This window comes from Pseudobutyrivibrio xylanivorans (assembly GCF_010906925.1).
Classification (GTDB): Bacteria; Bacillota; Clostridia; order Lachnospirales; family Lachnospiraceae; genus Pseudobutyrivibrio.
This window is the reverse complement of the sequence record NZ_VTVE01000001.1, coordinates 871036-888340: the sequence shown is the minus strand read 5'-3', so window position 1 is coordinate 888340 and position 17305 is coordinate 871036. Positions and strand designations below refer to the sequence as shown.

Here is a 17305-nt window from a genome sequence, read left to right as displayed (position 1 = left end):
AGGAGCTACCCAAAGGTAGCCCCCATTAATATTAAAAATATTTATTCTTCTTCTACATCTTTAAGCTTATTTGCTCGTCTCTCTACCTCCTTAGCCTGAACATCAGATGGAACCTGCTCATATCTAGCTAACTCATAAGAGAATGTTCCATATCCACCAGTCATAGAACGAAGCTGCGTATCGTATCCATAAAGCTCTGCCATAGGTACTTCTGCAAGCACTTCTGTCTTGCCTCCGGTCTCTGTAGGATTCATACCAAGTACACGACCACGTCTCTTGTTTAAGTCACCCATTACATCACCAGTATATGTATCAGGTACAACAACTTTCAGTGTCTCAATAGGCTCAAGAAGAATTGGATTGGCCTTCATAATACCGTCCTTGAACGCCCCCTTGGCAGCAACTTTAAATGCCATCTCGGAAGAATCAACTGGGTGATAGCTTCCATCATAAAGATTAGCGTGAATACCAACTACTGGATATGCTGCAAGAGGTCCAGCAAGAACAGCTTCCTGCAATCCCTTTTCAACAGCAGGGAAATAATTCTTAGGAACAGCTCCACCAACAACTGACTCAGTAAAATTATAATGCTCTTCCATATTTCCAGATGGCTCAAATGTCATCTTTACGTGTCCATACTGTCCATGACCACCAGTCTGCTTCTTATATTTGTACTCAACATCGGCCTTTCCACGGATTGTCTCTTTAAATGCAATCTTTGGCTGGCTAAGCTCAATATCTACTTTATATTTTTCATTGAGTTTCTGAACAAGCATATCAATATGTCTATCGCCAATACCATAGATAAGTGACTGGCTATTTTCACCGTCATTAACAGCCTTAATAGTCAAATCCTCAGCGCAAAGCTTTGCCATAGCCTGAGCAATTTTATCCTCATCACCCTTATTCTTTGCCTTATATCTCTTGTATGTATATGGCACAGAAAGAGGTGTTCTAATGTAAAGAATAGGATTAGCCTTAGTAGAAAGTGAATCTGTAGTAGCAACTTTCTGTAGCTTAGATAGAGCACAAATATCACCTGCATGTACCTCAGGTACTTCCTCTGGCTTGCTGCCTGTTAAAATATAAAGCTTACCAATTTTCTCTTCAGATTCCTTGTGCTTGTTATAAAGCAAATCATCTGTCTTTAATACGCCTGAATTAACTTTTATAAGAGAATATTTACCTACAAATGGGTCAACAATTGTCTTGAATACATAAGCTGACTTAGGCTTAGAGAAGTCATAATTTGCCTCATAAACCTCATTAGTATTTGCGTTAATTCCTGTAATAACACAATCAGCTGGTGATGGTAAATACTTAACCACATCAGTAAGCATTGTATACTGACCTCTATTAGTAAGATTAGAACCCATCATAACAGGAACAATATCACCAGAAGCCACATTTACACGAAGTGCCTGTCTGATTTCATCCTCAGAGAACTCCTCGCCGCCAAAATATCTATCCATAAACTCTTCCGATGTCTCAGCAACAGACTCCATAAGAGCTTCACGATATTTCTCTAAGTATTCCTGATTGTAGTCTGGCACATCACTATGCTCAACAGTGCCATCAGCCTTCCAGCGCTTACCCATCTGCTGAATAACATTTACATAGCCAACAAATTCGCCATTTTCTCTAATTGGAAGATGGAAAGGAGCAATCTTTTTACCATAAAGGCTTTGGAGCTCCTCAACTATTTCTCTATAGCTGGCATCATCTATATCCATGTCAGTTACAAATACCATTCTAGGAAGATTGAATTTGTCGCACATCTCCCAGGCTCTCTTTGTACCAACCTCAATTCCGCTTTTACCTGAAATAACAATAATAGCTGCATCAGCTGCAGAAACAGCTTCTTCAGCCTCTCCAACAAAATCGAAATATCCTGGTGTGTCTAGGAAATTAATCTTAGTATCGCCCCAAATGATCGGAACTAAAGATGTGTAAATAGAAAACTTGTTTTTCTGCTCCAATTTGTCATAGTCACTAATGGTATTACCAGCCTCGATAGTGCCTGGCTTGCTGATCTGACCAGCCAGAAAAGCCATAGATTCGATGAGACTGGTTTTGCCCGCCCCGCTGTGACCAAGTAACACAACGTTTCTAATTTTGTCCGTAGTAAAAACCTTCATGTGTCTTACCTCCCAATAATTATTTGACGCCTTAACCCCGCCGCGCCTTGCTGTGTAAAAACTTAATTTTATTTTAATCAATATTCAGACTATTTACAATGAAAATATATGCTATTATATAAATATATTCTTACTTTAAAGCGTTGAAGTGAATCCGTATTTTCCATTTCAACCACAGGGGGATAATTCTTATGAAAGCAAAAACAATCGGCTTTGTTGGCCTAGGATTAATCGGCGGAAGTATTGCAAAAGCCATTCTAAAAAAATATCCAAATACAAAGATTCTTGCCACAGCTTCCAGAGAATCCACAGTGGAAGCTGCCTACGAGGAGCATCTTATTGATAATAATGGATTACTAAAAATCCATCAGTTCGGTCAGTGCGATATCATATTCCTTTGCAGTCCAGTTAAAATCAACTGTGATTATTTAAAGCAATTAAAGGACGTTGTTAAGCCAGACTGCATTATTACTGATGTTGGCTCAGTTAAGGGAGATATTACTGCTGTTGCAAGAGAGCTAGGTGTCACAAGTCAATTTATTGGTGGACATCCTATGACCGGCTCAGAGCTTACTGGTCTAGAGCACTCAGATGCCAGACTTCTCGAAAACGCATATTACATTCTCACTGCTGATGCTGATATGAATCAGGATACTTACAACGAATTTGGCGAATTCATCAAATCACTTGGTGCTATTCCTATTAAGCTATCTTCTGAGGAGCATGATGAGGCCACTGCAGCTGTATCACATCTTCCACATGTAATTGCAGCTTCCCTTGTTAATCTTGTTCAGGACAATGATGATGAGCGCACCACTTGCAAGACTATTGCAGCAGGCGGTTTTAAGGACATTACAAGAATCGCATCTGGCTCACCTACTATGTGGCAGCACATATTCCTTAGCAACCGTCAGGCTATATTAAAATTACTTGATGCTTATAAGGAAGAGCTTGAGACATTTAGAAAAGCAATCGATGAATCTGATGCAGACCAAATACTTAAGCTTTGGTCAAAGGCTAAGGACTATAGAGACTCTATTACTATTCCAGAAAATGCGTTAATTCGTTTTTACGAATTATACTGTGATATAGATGACAAGCCTGGTACATTAGTTGGAGTACTTCAGCTCCTTGCCGAAGTTGATATCAGCGTAAAAAATATCGACATCATTCACAATCGAGAATTTGAGCCTGGTGTACTTCGAATTGAGTTCTACACAGAAGATGCTATGAAAAAGGCTCAGACCACTCTCACACACAATAATTATTACGTAAGACAGAGGACAAATTAATGGCAATAACAAAAGCAAATAGCTTAAAAGGTGAAATAAAAGTTCCAGGAGACAAATCTATCAGCCACCGCGGTGTTATGTTTGGAGCTATTTCAGAAGGAACTACCGAGTTAACTGGATTTTTAGATGGTGCAGACTGCCGCTCTACTATAGGTTGTTTTAGAGCTATGGGTATTGATATTTCTCAAAATGCAGATCACGTCATTATCCACGGAAAGGGACTTCACGGACTTAAGGCACCTAGTCAGATGCTGGATGTGGGAAACAGCGGAACTACCACCCGTCTTATATCGGGTATACTTGCCGGTCAGCCATTTGTATCTTCTCTCAACGGCGATGAATCAATTCAGAAAAGACCAATGGGCAGAATCATCACTCCTCTTACTCAAATGGGTGCTCATATTCGCTCAATTAAGGATAACGGATGCGCACCACTAGAAATCGGCGGTTCACCATTAAAAGCAATCCACTACGATTCTCCTGTTGCCAGCGCACAGGTTAAATCATGTGTATTACTTGCTGGATTATACGCAGACGGTGTTACTTCTGTCACAGAGCCTGTAGTATCCAGAAATCATACAGAACTGATGCTTTCTGGATTTGGTGCAGATATTAAATCAGAAGGTCTTACTGCTTCTATCGTTGGCAACCCAAAACTAATCGGCCAAAATATAGAGGTTCCTGGAGATATATCATCCGCAGCATATTTTATAGTTGCAGGATTAATCTGTGAGAATGCTGACTTGCTTATCAAAAACGTAAATACGAATCCAACAAGAGCCGGCATCATTAAAGTTGCTCAGGATATGGGTGGAAATATTGAATTATTAAATGAAAGAATTGTATCGGGAGAGCCTGTTGCAGATATTCATGTAACTAGCAGCAATTTGCACGGCTGTGAGGTTTCTGGTGACATCATCCCTACTCTTATAGATGAGCTTCCAGTTATTGCTGTAATGGCATCATGCGCATCAGGTACCACTACTATCAAAGATGCCGCAGAGCTTAAAGTAAAAGAAAGCGACCGAATCGCTACTGTCACCGAGAATCTTAAAAATATGGGATGCGATATCACTCCTACTGATGATGGAATGATTATAAAGGGAGGTCAGCCTCTTAAGGGAACTACCATTAAAACATATCTAGATCATCGAATTGCAATGTCATTTGCCATAGCAGGCCTTGTAGCCAATGGAGAAACTACCTTTGACGACGAAAGCTGCTGCTGTATTTCATATCCTAAATTCTTTGAAACACTTAGCTCAATTGTAAATCAATAAATCTTAATAGCATCGAATCATCAAGCTCTATCGTTAATTGGTAGAGCTTTTTTAATCCTTTCTATTACTTTCTAACTCCTCCTCAGGCAGATATATTATTCCTAAATCATAGCTATAAAATAAATGAACTATAAGCACTATAGCACTAGTAAATATAAAATATCTAAACCAATTCTGTTTATCACTTTGATATTTTTCAACAATATAAACTATATTCATCACAGCATAAATTATTAATTGAATAGAATGAACCAACACCCAAAAAGCAACACCTTTGTCTCTATACATTTGCAAAAACAATACACCTATAAAAAACAAAAGGTGCTCAATTATAACAACCCAAATATAAATCTCTGCAAATCCATAGAATGAAAAAATAGTTGAAAATGCAGAAACTAAGCAATCAGTTAAAGAAACAAACGATAAAACTCCAAAAATTATAGAAGCATTATTTACACGATTATTAATCGCTTTAATATCATTGTATTCTTTTGTGCGAATACAGATTAATGCAGCAAAACAAGTCCTAGCAATATTCAAAAGAAAAAAAACATTCTGTCCAATATATACCATTGGATGCGTATTGATTGACTCTAAAAGAAATATAATCGATACAGTAATTGCGTAATTAAAAATGGGATTAATCAAAAGTTTATTTTTTAGATTAAGCAAAAATGTCATTTTATTGACCTCCGAAATCTATTTGATTAACAAAATCATCTAAACCATCATAATTAATTGAGTACTGATAATCTGCCATGTGCTGCAGGAAATGTCTATTTACACAATTATTAAAATCATCGCTAGTTAGCTCTTGGCTTTTTTCCCCATCAAGGCTATAAACAAAATATTGTCCACCATTACCATTATAATACTCAGCAAAAATAAGATCATATTTAGGGTCAATTATTAAACCAAAGGGGGACTCATCTGGATTGGCTGGATTAATTATAAATTCACCCCTTTGATTAACAACTCCACTACGTGGGTGTACATATTTTTCACCTTCTTCGTTATAACAAGTCATTCTGACTCTGGCACAGCCTTCTGAATAGAAATCATCCGCTGAATAAAACTGGGGCTCAAAAAGTATATTTCCATTAATATCCATATAACCATACAAGTTTAATGAATCGTTATAAAATACTATAGGTAAAGATCCATTAATATTTTGTACATCAAAAGTGGGTTCTCTGAATGATATATCTTCTGTAAATCCATAATCAACATATTTTCCAATAGCAGCGGTGTGTAATGAAGTATAGTTACCTCTTAATGGATTATCTTCCTTAACACTAATAGTGACATATTTCTGCTTTTGCACATCGAAAAACTTCATGACATTCTTTTGGCCTTTATGAATAAAAAACATCATCACAAGAACCACAACAAAAGCAACACCATATATTATTTTTTTAATAGTATTGTTTTTCATACTTTTCATAAAAAATTCTCCAATAATATCTAAAACCCTTTATTCTTCAGGTTGGCTACAAGCTGCACATAAAATTCTCTTACATCAAATTCAGATATATTCTCACGATTTAAATCAATAACATCACCATGTGAAATACCTCTCTTACCTTTGACAGTTAAAAACTGGAAATTATCTCCCCACTGACAAGATTTTTCTCCCACTAAACCATCATTACTACCATCAAAATATTTAACTAAATGAGTAGAAAAATTTAGCGGAAAACGACCACCCCTTGCCACATTCATTTTTGAACCCACACTTTGATAATAGACTCCAGGGACATTCTTACATTCTGTATTAAATTTCTCGCAAGAGCTTGCTGTTAAATCATATACGGCCGACAAAAAATCCGGATTATAATCGCCCAATTTACGTAATGTAGAATTGTATGCCTTGGCCAAAGATTTCTGAGTCTTTTCACCAATATTATCTAGTAAATAATCAGCAAAAACACATCCTCTATGAGGCGTATTTATAGTAGTTAAACTTGCCACATGGGATGCAGTATCTCCAATTGTAAGAGCAAAACGACTATCTAGTCCCCCCTTTGAATGCGCAATAATATTTACTTTATCTAACCCTGTTTCATTGCAGATTTCTTTTATTCTATCTGCCAACTCTTGCCCGCACTCTTTAACTGATGCAGCAGACTGCTGATATCCATAAAACACTTTAGCGCCATTTATCTCAAGCTGCTCTGGAATTCTTCCCCAGTAATTTAAATATCTGTAGTCTCTAAAGAATACACCATGAACCATAAGAATTGGATATTTAGTATCGCATATACGGTCAATTAATCTATATTCATTTACCTTAATCTTTTTCTTTTCAAAAAAATATTCTCTAAAGGAAATAGTCAAAATAATACCAAGGGCAATTAAATTAACCCCCGGAATCCATCCACAAATAGCCCCGATAATTCTCCATCTAAGGCCTAATTGCACAGAGTATCTATATAAGTAGTAAATACCAATCCAAAAGACTACTGAGAGTACTAAAACTAATATAATTATGTGAGCAGCTTCTATATACCAGGCAACTTCTTGCCTAATAATCTCTTGAGCAACATAATAAATTGAAATTGCACATGAAAATAAAAATACAACTAAAATAAGACAACCAAGCCATAGTTTACTTAATCTCTTTTTTTCTTTTTCAAGCTCATACATTTTAATTCTCCCGCTTAATGCATTACCACTGAATTATAGGTTTTAAAGTAAACATAAGGTATATTAATCTTAACCTCAATTAAATTCACCATAAAGTCTTCTATAAGAACACAAACAATGCAAATTTATTCATCATAAACTGTTTCCTGAGTATCCGTATTTACGAAATCACCATCGATGTATTCGTAAACGTAGTCGTAGTATGTTACTGCATTTCCACGTGAAGAACCTGTTATGCATTGATTTACTTCATCGATAGCGTAGTTTGGAATTTCCTCAAACGATTTCTTGTAAACGTAATCTCCGTCTTCATAGACATAAACACAATGTCCTGCAGCACCTTGAGCACCAAAATTGCCTAATGAAATTACTAAGTCTTTATGGCCATCAAAAGTGACATCTACAAACTCTGCATCAAAGTCACAGACATCTCCAACATACCTATCCGAATCCAAGTCATCATCCTTTGATGGATAATCAACTTTTATGGTAATTACGGAGCCATCCTCTTCTTGAAATAAAAAATAATCCATTAAATGCGAATATTCATCTGAATCTTCCTCTGTTCTTTGCAGCGCAACTCTGTATACAGTGTGTTCAGGGTCAACCCAATCTTCATATTCTATTTCTGCACCATCAGGAACATCTAATTCCGCATCAACTTCCTCAAGGGACTTATCATAAGTTTTATAACAGGCATCCTTTATGTACCACTGTCCATCCAAGCAGTAAGCTGTTGCTGTATATGATTTATATGCTGTAGGAGTATCTATAATAAAAGCCTTATCAATTACAGATACTTGTATCGCATTTACGATATTATCATTTTCGTAGTCGGAAGGAACCTCTATTTCCTTCTTTTCACAATATAGCAAACTATCTCCCGCCTCCTCACACAATTGAGTAAATGGGAATATCTGATCTAGTTCACCATCATTGAAGCTATAAGCATAAATTAAATTATATTCAGTAGCCGTATTAAGAAAATAGCATTGAAACACGTAATCATCTATACCATCATTATCAATATCAAGCATCTCCATGGAATCCACAGAACATGGTACATTAAGTTCAAATTCTTGTGATGTACCATCTGAAAAATCAAATGTTATAACTGTATTTTCCCCTGTATAATCCTTATCTTCATCCTTAGAATCAAAAGACCAGGAGACATTTCTTATTTCCTTTGTAGAATTTGGGTCATTATTATCCTCTATTTTAGACTGTTCTAATTTAGTATTGTCTTGACCTTTATCCTCCTGTTTACAGGCTGAAAAAACAAGAGAACAACAAACTAATACTAAAAAATACTTATTTATATTATGCATAAATTAAACCTCAAGTAATTTTATTTATATGATGTAAATGATATATATTAACGATTCTCACTAACCAAATAAACATCAATAAGATTATAGTCATCTTCGTAATATCCATTGTTATACTTTCTTACATGACCATACTGCCTAACATAATCATATTGGGCCTCTAGCTTTTTAATCTCGTCAGTACTAACATCACGAGGATTTCCTTCTTCATGATTATTAATGTAATCATCCACATTATCTACCGTATTTTCCAGATTTTCGCAAAACTCTGAAAGCAAAAGGTTACCATGGGAATCTATATAGTTATATTTATTTTTACCATCAACAGATTTAGAAACCATAAACAAGTCATCTTCCTTTAATGACTCACTATAATAATAATCTGTGATAGTAAGATTCCCATTGTAATCAGCAAATGCTATACAACCATTGAAATCTTTACATAATACAGAATCATCTAATACCTTTATTACATCATAATTATCCGGAAGAAGTGAATGACCTTTTAAATCCAATAATTTATACTTATCTTCATTTCCCAACTGACTATTAGCAGCTATTAAACATCTTAAAGTGCCATCATTGTCATAAACTCCCTGGTAGTAAGAATAATGTGTATTGGATTCAAAAAGAATCTTTTTATCAAAAACAACATTATAAGAATGTTCATTTTCATTACTATAATAGCAATGATTCGCAATATCAAAATATAATGATGAACTCCATATTTTACCGTCAAAATCAATGATATTATCTCTTCCTATAGATATTAGCTTGTTGTCAATATCTACAGTTGGCTTATATTCTAGAGATCTATATATCAAGTCGCCTTTCGAATTATAAATATCAATAAATTCATCAGCACGTGCTTCATAAATCTCATAATTACTATTAGAAATGTAATAATAAATCGGCTTAGCTACAACATTTCCCTTATCATTCAAAATGCCATGTCCATCATATAATTGACTATAAAATTCCGCCATTCCATTAACAAAATAAGTACCTTCATCGGAAATATCTAATTGGCAATCATAATCAGTAATTCTCCTATAATAAAAGATATCTGCAAAATCATAATCATGATATTCACGATCTTCATCTGTCAGAATCTCTTTTATATTATCAATGATTACCTGTCTTCTAGATTTCTGCTTTGTTAACGCAGGAGAAGAATAAGTAATAACCTTATTGCCATTAACATCTACAAAATATCCATCAGAACACCAAGCAATTCTATTCTCAGAATGGTCAAACTCCAAACTGTGATCAAAAATTGGCCCTGTATCCTCTCCCGTTTTAATATTTACAAGACCATATTTAGACCTAGAAAAAGGATCCGGCATATGGTTGGAAACACCATATTCATAAATATCATCTGTTATAATTGTAAATCCTTCGTCTGAAATCCTTTGTGTCAATAAATTACCTTCACTATCAATCAAGTAATAACTATGACCACTAAAAGTAAAATAATTAATTAAAAAGAACACAAATAATCCTATAGATGCAACCACCGTAATTGAGGAAAGACATTTTTTTAAGGTGGAATTATTTTTTTCTAAATTAATATCCTTGTCTACAATTGCATACTTAAAGACAATTCCTGCCTTTCTAATAGTATAGATACCATAGATATATATATAAAAGACTAACCCCAACAATAGATACAACAGAAATCCTTTGCTACTGAAAAAAAGGATGAGTGCAATAGTGAAAGTCAAAATATAAATATTGCGAAGTCTTTTAATATATTTTAGGAAATCCTCTTCCTTTTTTGCCATCTTAATACGCTGACTGGTTTTATATGAAATAGATAAAACATCATAGATAATCAGAAACTCCAACACAAACTTTATAAGAAAAGAAAGTAAAATTATAATCCCAATAAATCCAACCGATCTAAGACGATAAGAATCCTCTACTTCTACATAATGGTACCAATCGCCTACTGCAAACATATAAAAGAACAGCTCAATGCAGTCGCATATTATGGTTATAAACACAAAAATTCTTTCTCGTATAAAGGCATTATTATCATCTTTTTTCAAAGCGAAAAGTATGTAAATGAATAAAGCTATTTTCACAAAATATAAAAAATAATCCAATTTGTCCGTCATAAAACAAACATATGAGGCTAAAATATGAATTAAAAAATTAAACAAATTAAATCCCAATAATAGCAACAAAGCATGCTTAGCATCTATTTCATTTATACTAAACCTTTTTAATACATTTACTGCTTTATCAAATGTCATAACGAATTATTCCTACCTTAAAGTTAATAAAAATAATATAGCTTTATTTCACTGATAAATCATGATAATCATATGGCCCAGCGCCAAAGAAAGCGCCGAAAGAATGATAAAATGCTGGTTCATCAAAGACTATATTATTTTCAGTTATCTCATAACCAGTAAAATTCTTATTAATCATTGATTCATAATCAGCTCTTGATTCTAAAATATTACCTACAAAATCAGTGTAAATATGTTGAACAGTATCCCCCTCAACTAATATTCTTTCACTTCCTAGTTTTTGGCAAACAACTTTGTTATTAACCAAATATATTTTGTATGAAAAAATTTCCGTATCCTTCTTTGCATGTTTAACGTAATCAGGAGCTAAAAGAGCATACTGATTAGAGGAATTTTTATATAAAACAATACCTGTTCTATTATATTTCAAGTCAGGGTCAATAGATAAACAATACATATCAGAATTATCAAGTTCCGTAAGGCTTCCATCTTTGGTTACTTCAAAAAATTGATTTTCTGATTTATAAGACTCTTCTTTTGTCACTGCATTTATAACTTCTAGTAAACCATCATTATCAAGATCGCATACAGCATATTTATAATTATCAGAAACTTCCTCATCTTCCGGATTTCCCTTATACCAAAGATTTTTATTATCATATATAATTTGCATTTGCCCCATTGCTGATAGATCTATTTCAATATCTTCATTATCTTCATTGGTAAGATAGTCTTCAGCATCAATTATTGTTCCATCCAATAAAACAACTAATTTTTTATCTTCTGAAACCGTAACTAAATAATATTTTTCTTTAGTAATTTCATTAATCTCGACTTCAATATCATCGATAGACTCTTCAAGTACCTTTGACCCATCCATATTTAATAAATATGATTTATTATCTGACGATGTAGAAGCAATTATCATATTAATATTTCCTTCAGCATCAGCAAGGGCATAATAGCCACCGTCATACAAATCACTAGAGAATATTTCATTTCCATTTTCCCCTATAGCAACATACTCTCCCGTAGATTCTTTCATCAATGAAAGAATATCTCCCGCTAATAATGGAGATCTATCTGCAGACCAATATCCTGCTTTGTCTCCTAACGAATTACCGTGACAATCAAATAAATATACATAATCATATAAATCTTTTCTTCCCCGAATGCTTATAGCTAAAGTATTTAACTCAGAAAAGCTTTCAATTTCCCTAATATAATCCCTCTCGTTCACTTCAAAATCTAGCTCGCATTTATTTGCTTGCTCATCAATAAGGTAATACTTATCATCAGATATATTATTAAAGATAATTACATCATTACCATAAAGCCTATCAGGGATTTTATAATTAGGTTCAATAAGAACCTTTCCATTATTATTGACAAGCCCCCAAGCACCATAAGCCTCAGAATAAAATGGACAATAATCATTCTTAAAATAATTATCTATTTCTCTATTAATTGCAGGTCCAGTTTCTCCAATTAAATCATACGCATAATGATAGTAACCTGGAAAATGGTCTTTAACATAACCATTAATAATTCGCTGACGATAAGAATTATTAATTGTAATATTACTCTCAACAGTTATTACTGTATTCCCATGATAGTCAATAAAGTGGGAATTATAATCCCAAGCAATCCCATTTGAATCAAATCGAGGCGCTTCATCATAAATAGCACCAGTATCCTTATTATTTTTTAAATCAAGAATTCCGTATTTTCGTTCATAAAAAAAAGAATCAACTGGCATTCTATTGTCAACAGAATAAACATATACCTGATCACCAACATCTTGAAAATTTGTTGATGAATGTACTTCAGAAATTACATCACCCTTAGAATATTGAATTTTCACTCCTCCCGAAGCTTTACCAAATCTAAAAATTAAGCACGAAAAAAATGTAAAAGCAAAAAGAAAACTAAATAACAATAATCTTGATATACTAATCTTCTTTTCCTCAAAAACAGTTTTGGCATCTTCCTTTACTTCATCAAATTCCGTAATACTTGTTTTAATTATAAATAAAACATAAAGCTGTCTTAGTAAATAAGCGAAAAAAGGAACAAAAATAATAGCATTTCCTTTGTAGTGTTTTATAAAAGCCAGCGCCAATAAAAGCAAAGAATTAAAAAAGCCTAATCCAAGTAATCGAAAATTCAGAGTCTGTTCACTTATTATGCAATAATATGCATCATGACATGAAATTAATAATTTTCTCCAAAACAAAGAACCAATAACAAGCTCAATAAATATGCAAATAACAAAATATTTATAAAAGTCATAGCTATAAATTGTACCGTGAAACATTGATAAAATAGTCTCAATTGCTAAAGCAAAAATATAAATCTTCATGAACCAATTTAAGGATGTAAAACGATAATCTTTCTGCATTTTTATAGCAAAATATATCCCAAGACTTATAGAAAGCTGCAAGATATATATAAAGTTATCAATCCCTTCTCCAAAGAAAGGTCTAAAGCAATTCAGCACATGTGCGCTCACATTTATCAAATCAAATATCGCAAATACGTATAATAATTTCTTTAATAACTTCATGTCTATGTATTTATAATCTCCTTACTATAAAACTAATTTTCTAAGTGTAAATCTTTAATATATAATTCTTCCCCATCAGAATAATTTGAAAGCAAATTATCATCACGTACAAACTGATTGTCTCTATAAAGAAATGATAATTCAATCATGTAGCCATCTTCAGAAATCAAAAAAACTTTTTTAAATAGATGCTGATCCTCTTCGGCTTTATAAAGATAGAATCTTGTTCCTTTATTAAATCTAATGTATTCCTCTTCCTCAACCATATAATCTTTGTAAATGGAAATATATGTTTTGCTATAATTCTTTGTCCCTACAGTAGAAAAAGATTTATCACAGACAATTACATCTCCATATTTTGATGATTCTTTAGATTCCTCATCAGTGCCGTTTACAAAGCTTAATTCTTTAAAGTAAGAAAATCTATCGGTAGAATAAGGCTCTCCACCTTCACTAATTGCAAAATTCTTCTGAGCTACACAGCCAAATACATCCTTAACATATGTTTGCATGCCAAAACAGTCAGAATCAGTAATTTCGCCTGCATAAAGAGAATACTGACCATTATATAAATGAGGCGCACTAACATCCTTTAGATTTAAATTCAAATTATAAATATAGAGATTGGAAATATCTTTTTCCTGTGCAAAAACATACAGGAAAGCTCTATCATTTTTTCTATCAAATAAATATGACTTTATACTAGTAGCATGGATTTCGTTTTTTACCATATTAGTGCCATCAGAAAGACAAATGAACATCTGATTATCATCAATTGCCCCACTAACAAAATGGTAATCTATTCCATTAGCTGAAAAATCAAATATTGTGCTATCAAATTTTGTTACATCATAAGACTCAATACCAAGTTGATCCAAAATCTCAGTAGCATTATATTCACCGGATAAATATTCAAATTCTAAATCTTCAGTCTCATTAAACTTAGCAATAATTTGAGATTCAGTTAGATTATTGCCACTATAATCAAAATAACTCACATCATCACTTTCAGCAAAAGTTTCCCGGCAATAGAGTAATTCAACTTTATCATCAACTAGGCGACCGATTGAATAGTATCTATATTCTCCCCCACCATCTTGATCAAAATTATTTACCCAATTATGTTTAGGAGCATATTCGTAGCCAGCATTTCCTCCTGCACCATATGGCCACCAATCCATTATGCAGATTAACTTGCCATTCCTAAAAGAATACATATTTAATCCATATCCAGATTGGTCCACAACAAGCTCCGGAATATCATCCTCGTCAAAGTATATTAAGTTGTATTCTAGATGACCTGGACTAACAACTTCATTTCTAGAAATAATTATTTTATACGCTTCTTGATAGCTTTCAAAGCTACTCTCTTTTTGACTGCCAACAAAATAGTCTTGAATATCCTCTATTGTTAAGTCAGGCGTAAAAATTTCATTTAAAAGATTGTTATCTACATCATTATCAGAGAATAGTGTAAAAATGGGCTCATCATCATAAGAGAAACTCTCACTCCCCCAGAATAACCAATACTCATACTCATCATCCATATATCCTGTAATGAGAATATCAGTATAACCATCAATATTAATATCAGAAAACTCTATTCTATTAATCGTATCGGGCAATTTTTCTACACTATCTTTTATATATTTTTTATCCTCTACAAAAAGCAGAATATCCCTATTTTCATAAACTCCATCAGCGGTGTATGAAACATAAATGTCTTCAGATTCATCGGAAGGACAATGTAAAGTATAAGTTCCTTTACATTCTTCTATAGTAAACTCATAGTTGTACTCTTTCCCACTATTTTTAGTCCATAAAGCTTCAGGTATTTTTGGAGTCTCTCTAGTATTAAAATACGTATCAATAGCCTCTCGCTCAGTGTCTTTCAAACGATAATGTCCAACGATTTTGCCATAGGCCCCTAAAATATCCTCCTCATATGAAGCCTGGATAGGATTTGCATTATGTAGCACAAATGGAACACCATTTTTATTCCTATGATCTGAAATAATTCCAATATGTCCCGTCCATACAACTATATCTCCAGCCTGCCATTCCTGATATTTATTTATATCCCTAGTTAAGGAATCTGCCGTGTGATCAAAATATACTTTCAAATTAACGACACGTCTAAAATCAATATTGGAATCAGGCTCATCGATTGCATAATCTTGAGAGTTAACCTTAATATCCTCATCAACTAAAGCCTGTAAATCATAACCAGCGTCCAAAAAAGCAAATGCGACCACATCTGTGCATACACCATACTCATCATCTGGGTATCCACTCTCATAATATTTACTCTTATATTTTGGCTTCGTATTTACGTATTTTTTAGCAGATTCCAAAATATCTTGATAATCATCTACTCCATCTCTATCCGCATCAGAAGTACTATGAAGAAACTCTATTCCGAAGTCTTTATCCTCAAATTTTCTATGAGGAATATAATTGAATTTATAGGCAAAATAAATACCAACTACAACAAGAATCAATGCAACAGCCAGCAATACTATCTTTATACTTTTTTTACTTATAATATTTTTCATATGTCTCGCGATATTAATCTATTTATAATCTAATAATCAGTTTTGATGAATTAACAAATGAACTCTGTTGTAATAATTCATCCTTGAACCACTTGTATCTATATCCGCATTTGCGATATGACCTTTCCCTGATAGACGACGCTCAATAACGGAATACATACCCTTTCCACAGGTCTGCATTACCATACAGCAAAAGCTTTGAACTGACATAACTTTTCTGCAGTCAGAAAGCAAGTATCCTGCGCATTCCATGCCTACAAGCCATCCATCACCCATTGCATAATTCATGCTAATGTAAGGTCTAACCTTTTCTTTTAGAGTCATAAAATCATCTAGGGTAAAGAATCCATTTCTTCTAATCTCATCTATCATCTTCTTTTGTATGTTTGCTAAAATTCTCTGAGCAATTCTACAAAAAGGTGTAATAATAGATTTCTTGTTCAGCAAATGGGTATCCATGTAATACAACATATACCAGGTCACTCCATTGGTATGGGCCTGGCAATTATTATCCTGAAGATATTTTTCCAAATCCCAATTACCTAGATGGCAATACTTCATATATATCTCACCAGCAATTCCTACAATCTGCTTTTTATCTGGATTCTGTTCAATAGTAGCAAAATCATCTGATATCTGCTTGAAGCGCTTTTTCATCCATCTAACTGATAAATGTCTCCCCTCTTTTAAATCAGTTGCTAATATGTCCATCCAATAGTCATATTTAACCCTTGCCTCACCGGCATTCTTTGCATTAGGAAGAACATTGTTATATAGAATCATAAGGATGTCGCCATAATATACAGACACTAAGGCTCTGATGGCCATGCCAATATCAACTTTCATGGTCTCTTCTTTGGCAATACCCTGTACATTAATATTTAATACAGGAACGTCCTCAAATCCCGCTTTTTTAAGACCTCTTTTCAATGTTCCAATATAATTAGAGCCTCTACAAGCATCGCCTGCTGTAGCCATCAAGACTCTAGTTCGCTTCAAATCATATTTGCCAGATTGAAGAGCTGCTATAATCTGACCCACATTCATGATGGCTGGATAACACATATCATTGTTCACATACTTAAGTCCAATATTCTCAACATTATCTTCCAAATCAATAATTACAGGATGATAATTCTTTGAATAAAATGCATACTTCATCAATGGAAAATGGTAATCAAGCATTGCAGGTATTAACAATATATACTTTTCTCTGTCCTTAGATTCATCTATCTTATACAT

At 33.6% G+C, this 17305-nt stretch carries 11 protein-coding genes; 2 read left to right on the top strand and 9 right to left on the bottom strand.

The features are described from left to right. Positions 1 to 41: 41 nt before the first annotated feature. Positions 42 to 2138, bottom strand: a complete 2097-nt coding sequence (locus F0Q01_RS04125; RefSeq protein ID WP_090149964.1) for an elongation factor G — start codon at positions 2136 to 2138, stop codon at positions 42 to 44. Positions 2139 to 2329: 191 nt separating this feature from the next. Between F0Q01_RS04125 and F0Q01_RS04120 the strand changes: the two genes are divergently transcribed. Both F0Q01_RS04120 and aroA read left to right on the top strand, forming a co-directional pair. After that, on the top strand, positions 2330 to 3430 hold the full coding sequence (locus tag F0Q01_RS04120) for a prephenate dehydrogenase (protein WP_090486550.1): 1101 nt from the start codon (positions 2330 to 2332) through the stop codon (positions 3428 to 3430). After that, complete coding sequence (gene aroA, locus F0Q01_RS04115; RefSeq protein WP_090486546.1) at positions 3430 to 4710, top strand: 3-phosphoshikimate 1-carboxyvinyltransferase; 1281 nt, start codon at positions 3430 to 3432, stop codon at positions 4708 to 4710. Before F0Q01_RS04120 ends, aroA begins: the two co-directional genes overlap by 1 nt. Before the next feature lie 51 nt (positions 4711 to 4761). Here the strand turns inward: aroA and F0Q01_RS04110 are convergent, their stop codons facing one another. The 8 genes from F0Q01_RS04110 to F0Q01_RS04075 form a co-directional block, all read right to left on the bottom strand. Further along, positions 4762 to 5391, bottom strand: a complete 630-nt coding sequence (locus F0Q01_RS04110; protein WP_090486544.1) for a hypothetical protein — start codon at positions 5389 to 5391, stop codon at positions 4762 to 4764. Position 5392: 1 nt separating this feature from the next. Beyond that, entirely contained in the window at positions 5393 to 6154 is a 762-nt protein-coding gene (locus F0Q01_RS04105; RefSeq protein ID WP_090486541.1) for a WG repeat-containing protein, read from the bottom strand. A 20-nt stretch (positions 6155 to 6174) separates the two neighbouring features. Continuing rightward, complete coding sequence (locus tag F0Q01_RS04100) at positions 6175 to 7356, bottom strand: esterase/lipase family protein (protein ID WP_090486537.1); 1182 nt, start codon at positions 7354 to 7356, stop codon at positions 6175 to 6177. A 125-nt stretch (positions 7357 to 7481) separates the two neighbouring features. After that, positions 7482 to 8684, bottom strand: a complete 1203-nt coding sequence (locus F0Q01_RS04095; RefSeq protein WP_090486534.1) for an XAC2610-related protein — start codon at positions 8682 to 8684, stop codon at positions 7482 to 7484. 47 nt (positions 8685 to 8731) lie between these two features. Beyond that, positions 8732 to 10942 (bottom strand): hypothetical protein, encoded by a 2211-nt coding sequence (locus tag F0Q01_RS04090; protein WP_090486531.1) that lies wholly within the window; start codon positions 10940 to 10942, stop codon positions 8732 to 8734. Between the two features lie 43 nt (positions 10943 to 10985). Further along, positions 10986 to 13508 (bottom strand): WG repeat-containing protein, encoded by a 2523-nt coding sequence (locus tag F0Q01_RS04085; protein ID WP_090486528.1) that lies wholly within the window; start codon positions 13506 to 13508, stop codon positions 10986 to 10988. A gap of 32 nt (positions 13509 to 13540) precedes the next feature. After that, the gene (locus F0Q01_RS04080) at positions 13541 to 16063 is read right to left on the bottom strand and encodes a DUF1287 domain-containing protein (RefSeq protein ID WP_090486525.1); all 2523 of its coding nucleotides are present in this window, start codon (positions 16061 to 16063) and stop codon (positions 13541 to 13543) included. A 36-nt stretch (positions 16064 to 16099) separates the two neighbouring features. Further along, entirely contained in the window at positions 16100 to 17305 is a 1206-nt protein-coding gene (locus tag F0Q01_RS04075) for a 2-hydroxyacyl-CoA dehydratase (RefSeq protein ID WP_090486522.1), read from the bottom strand.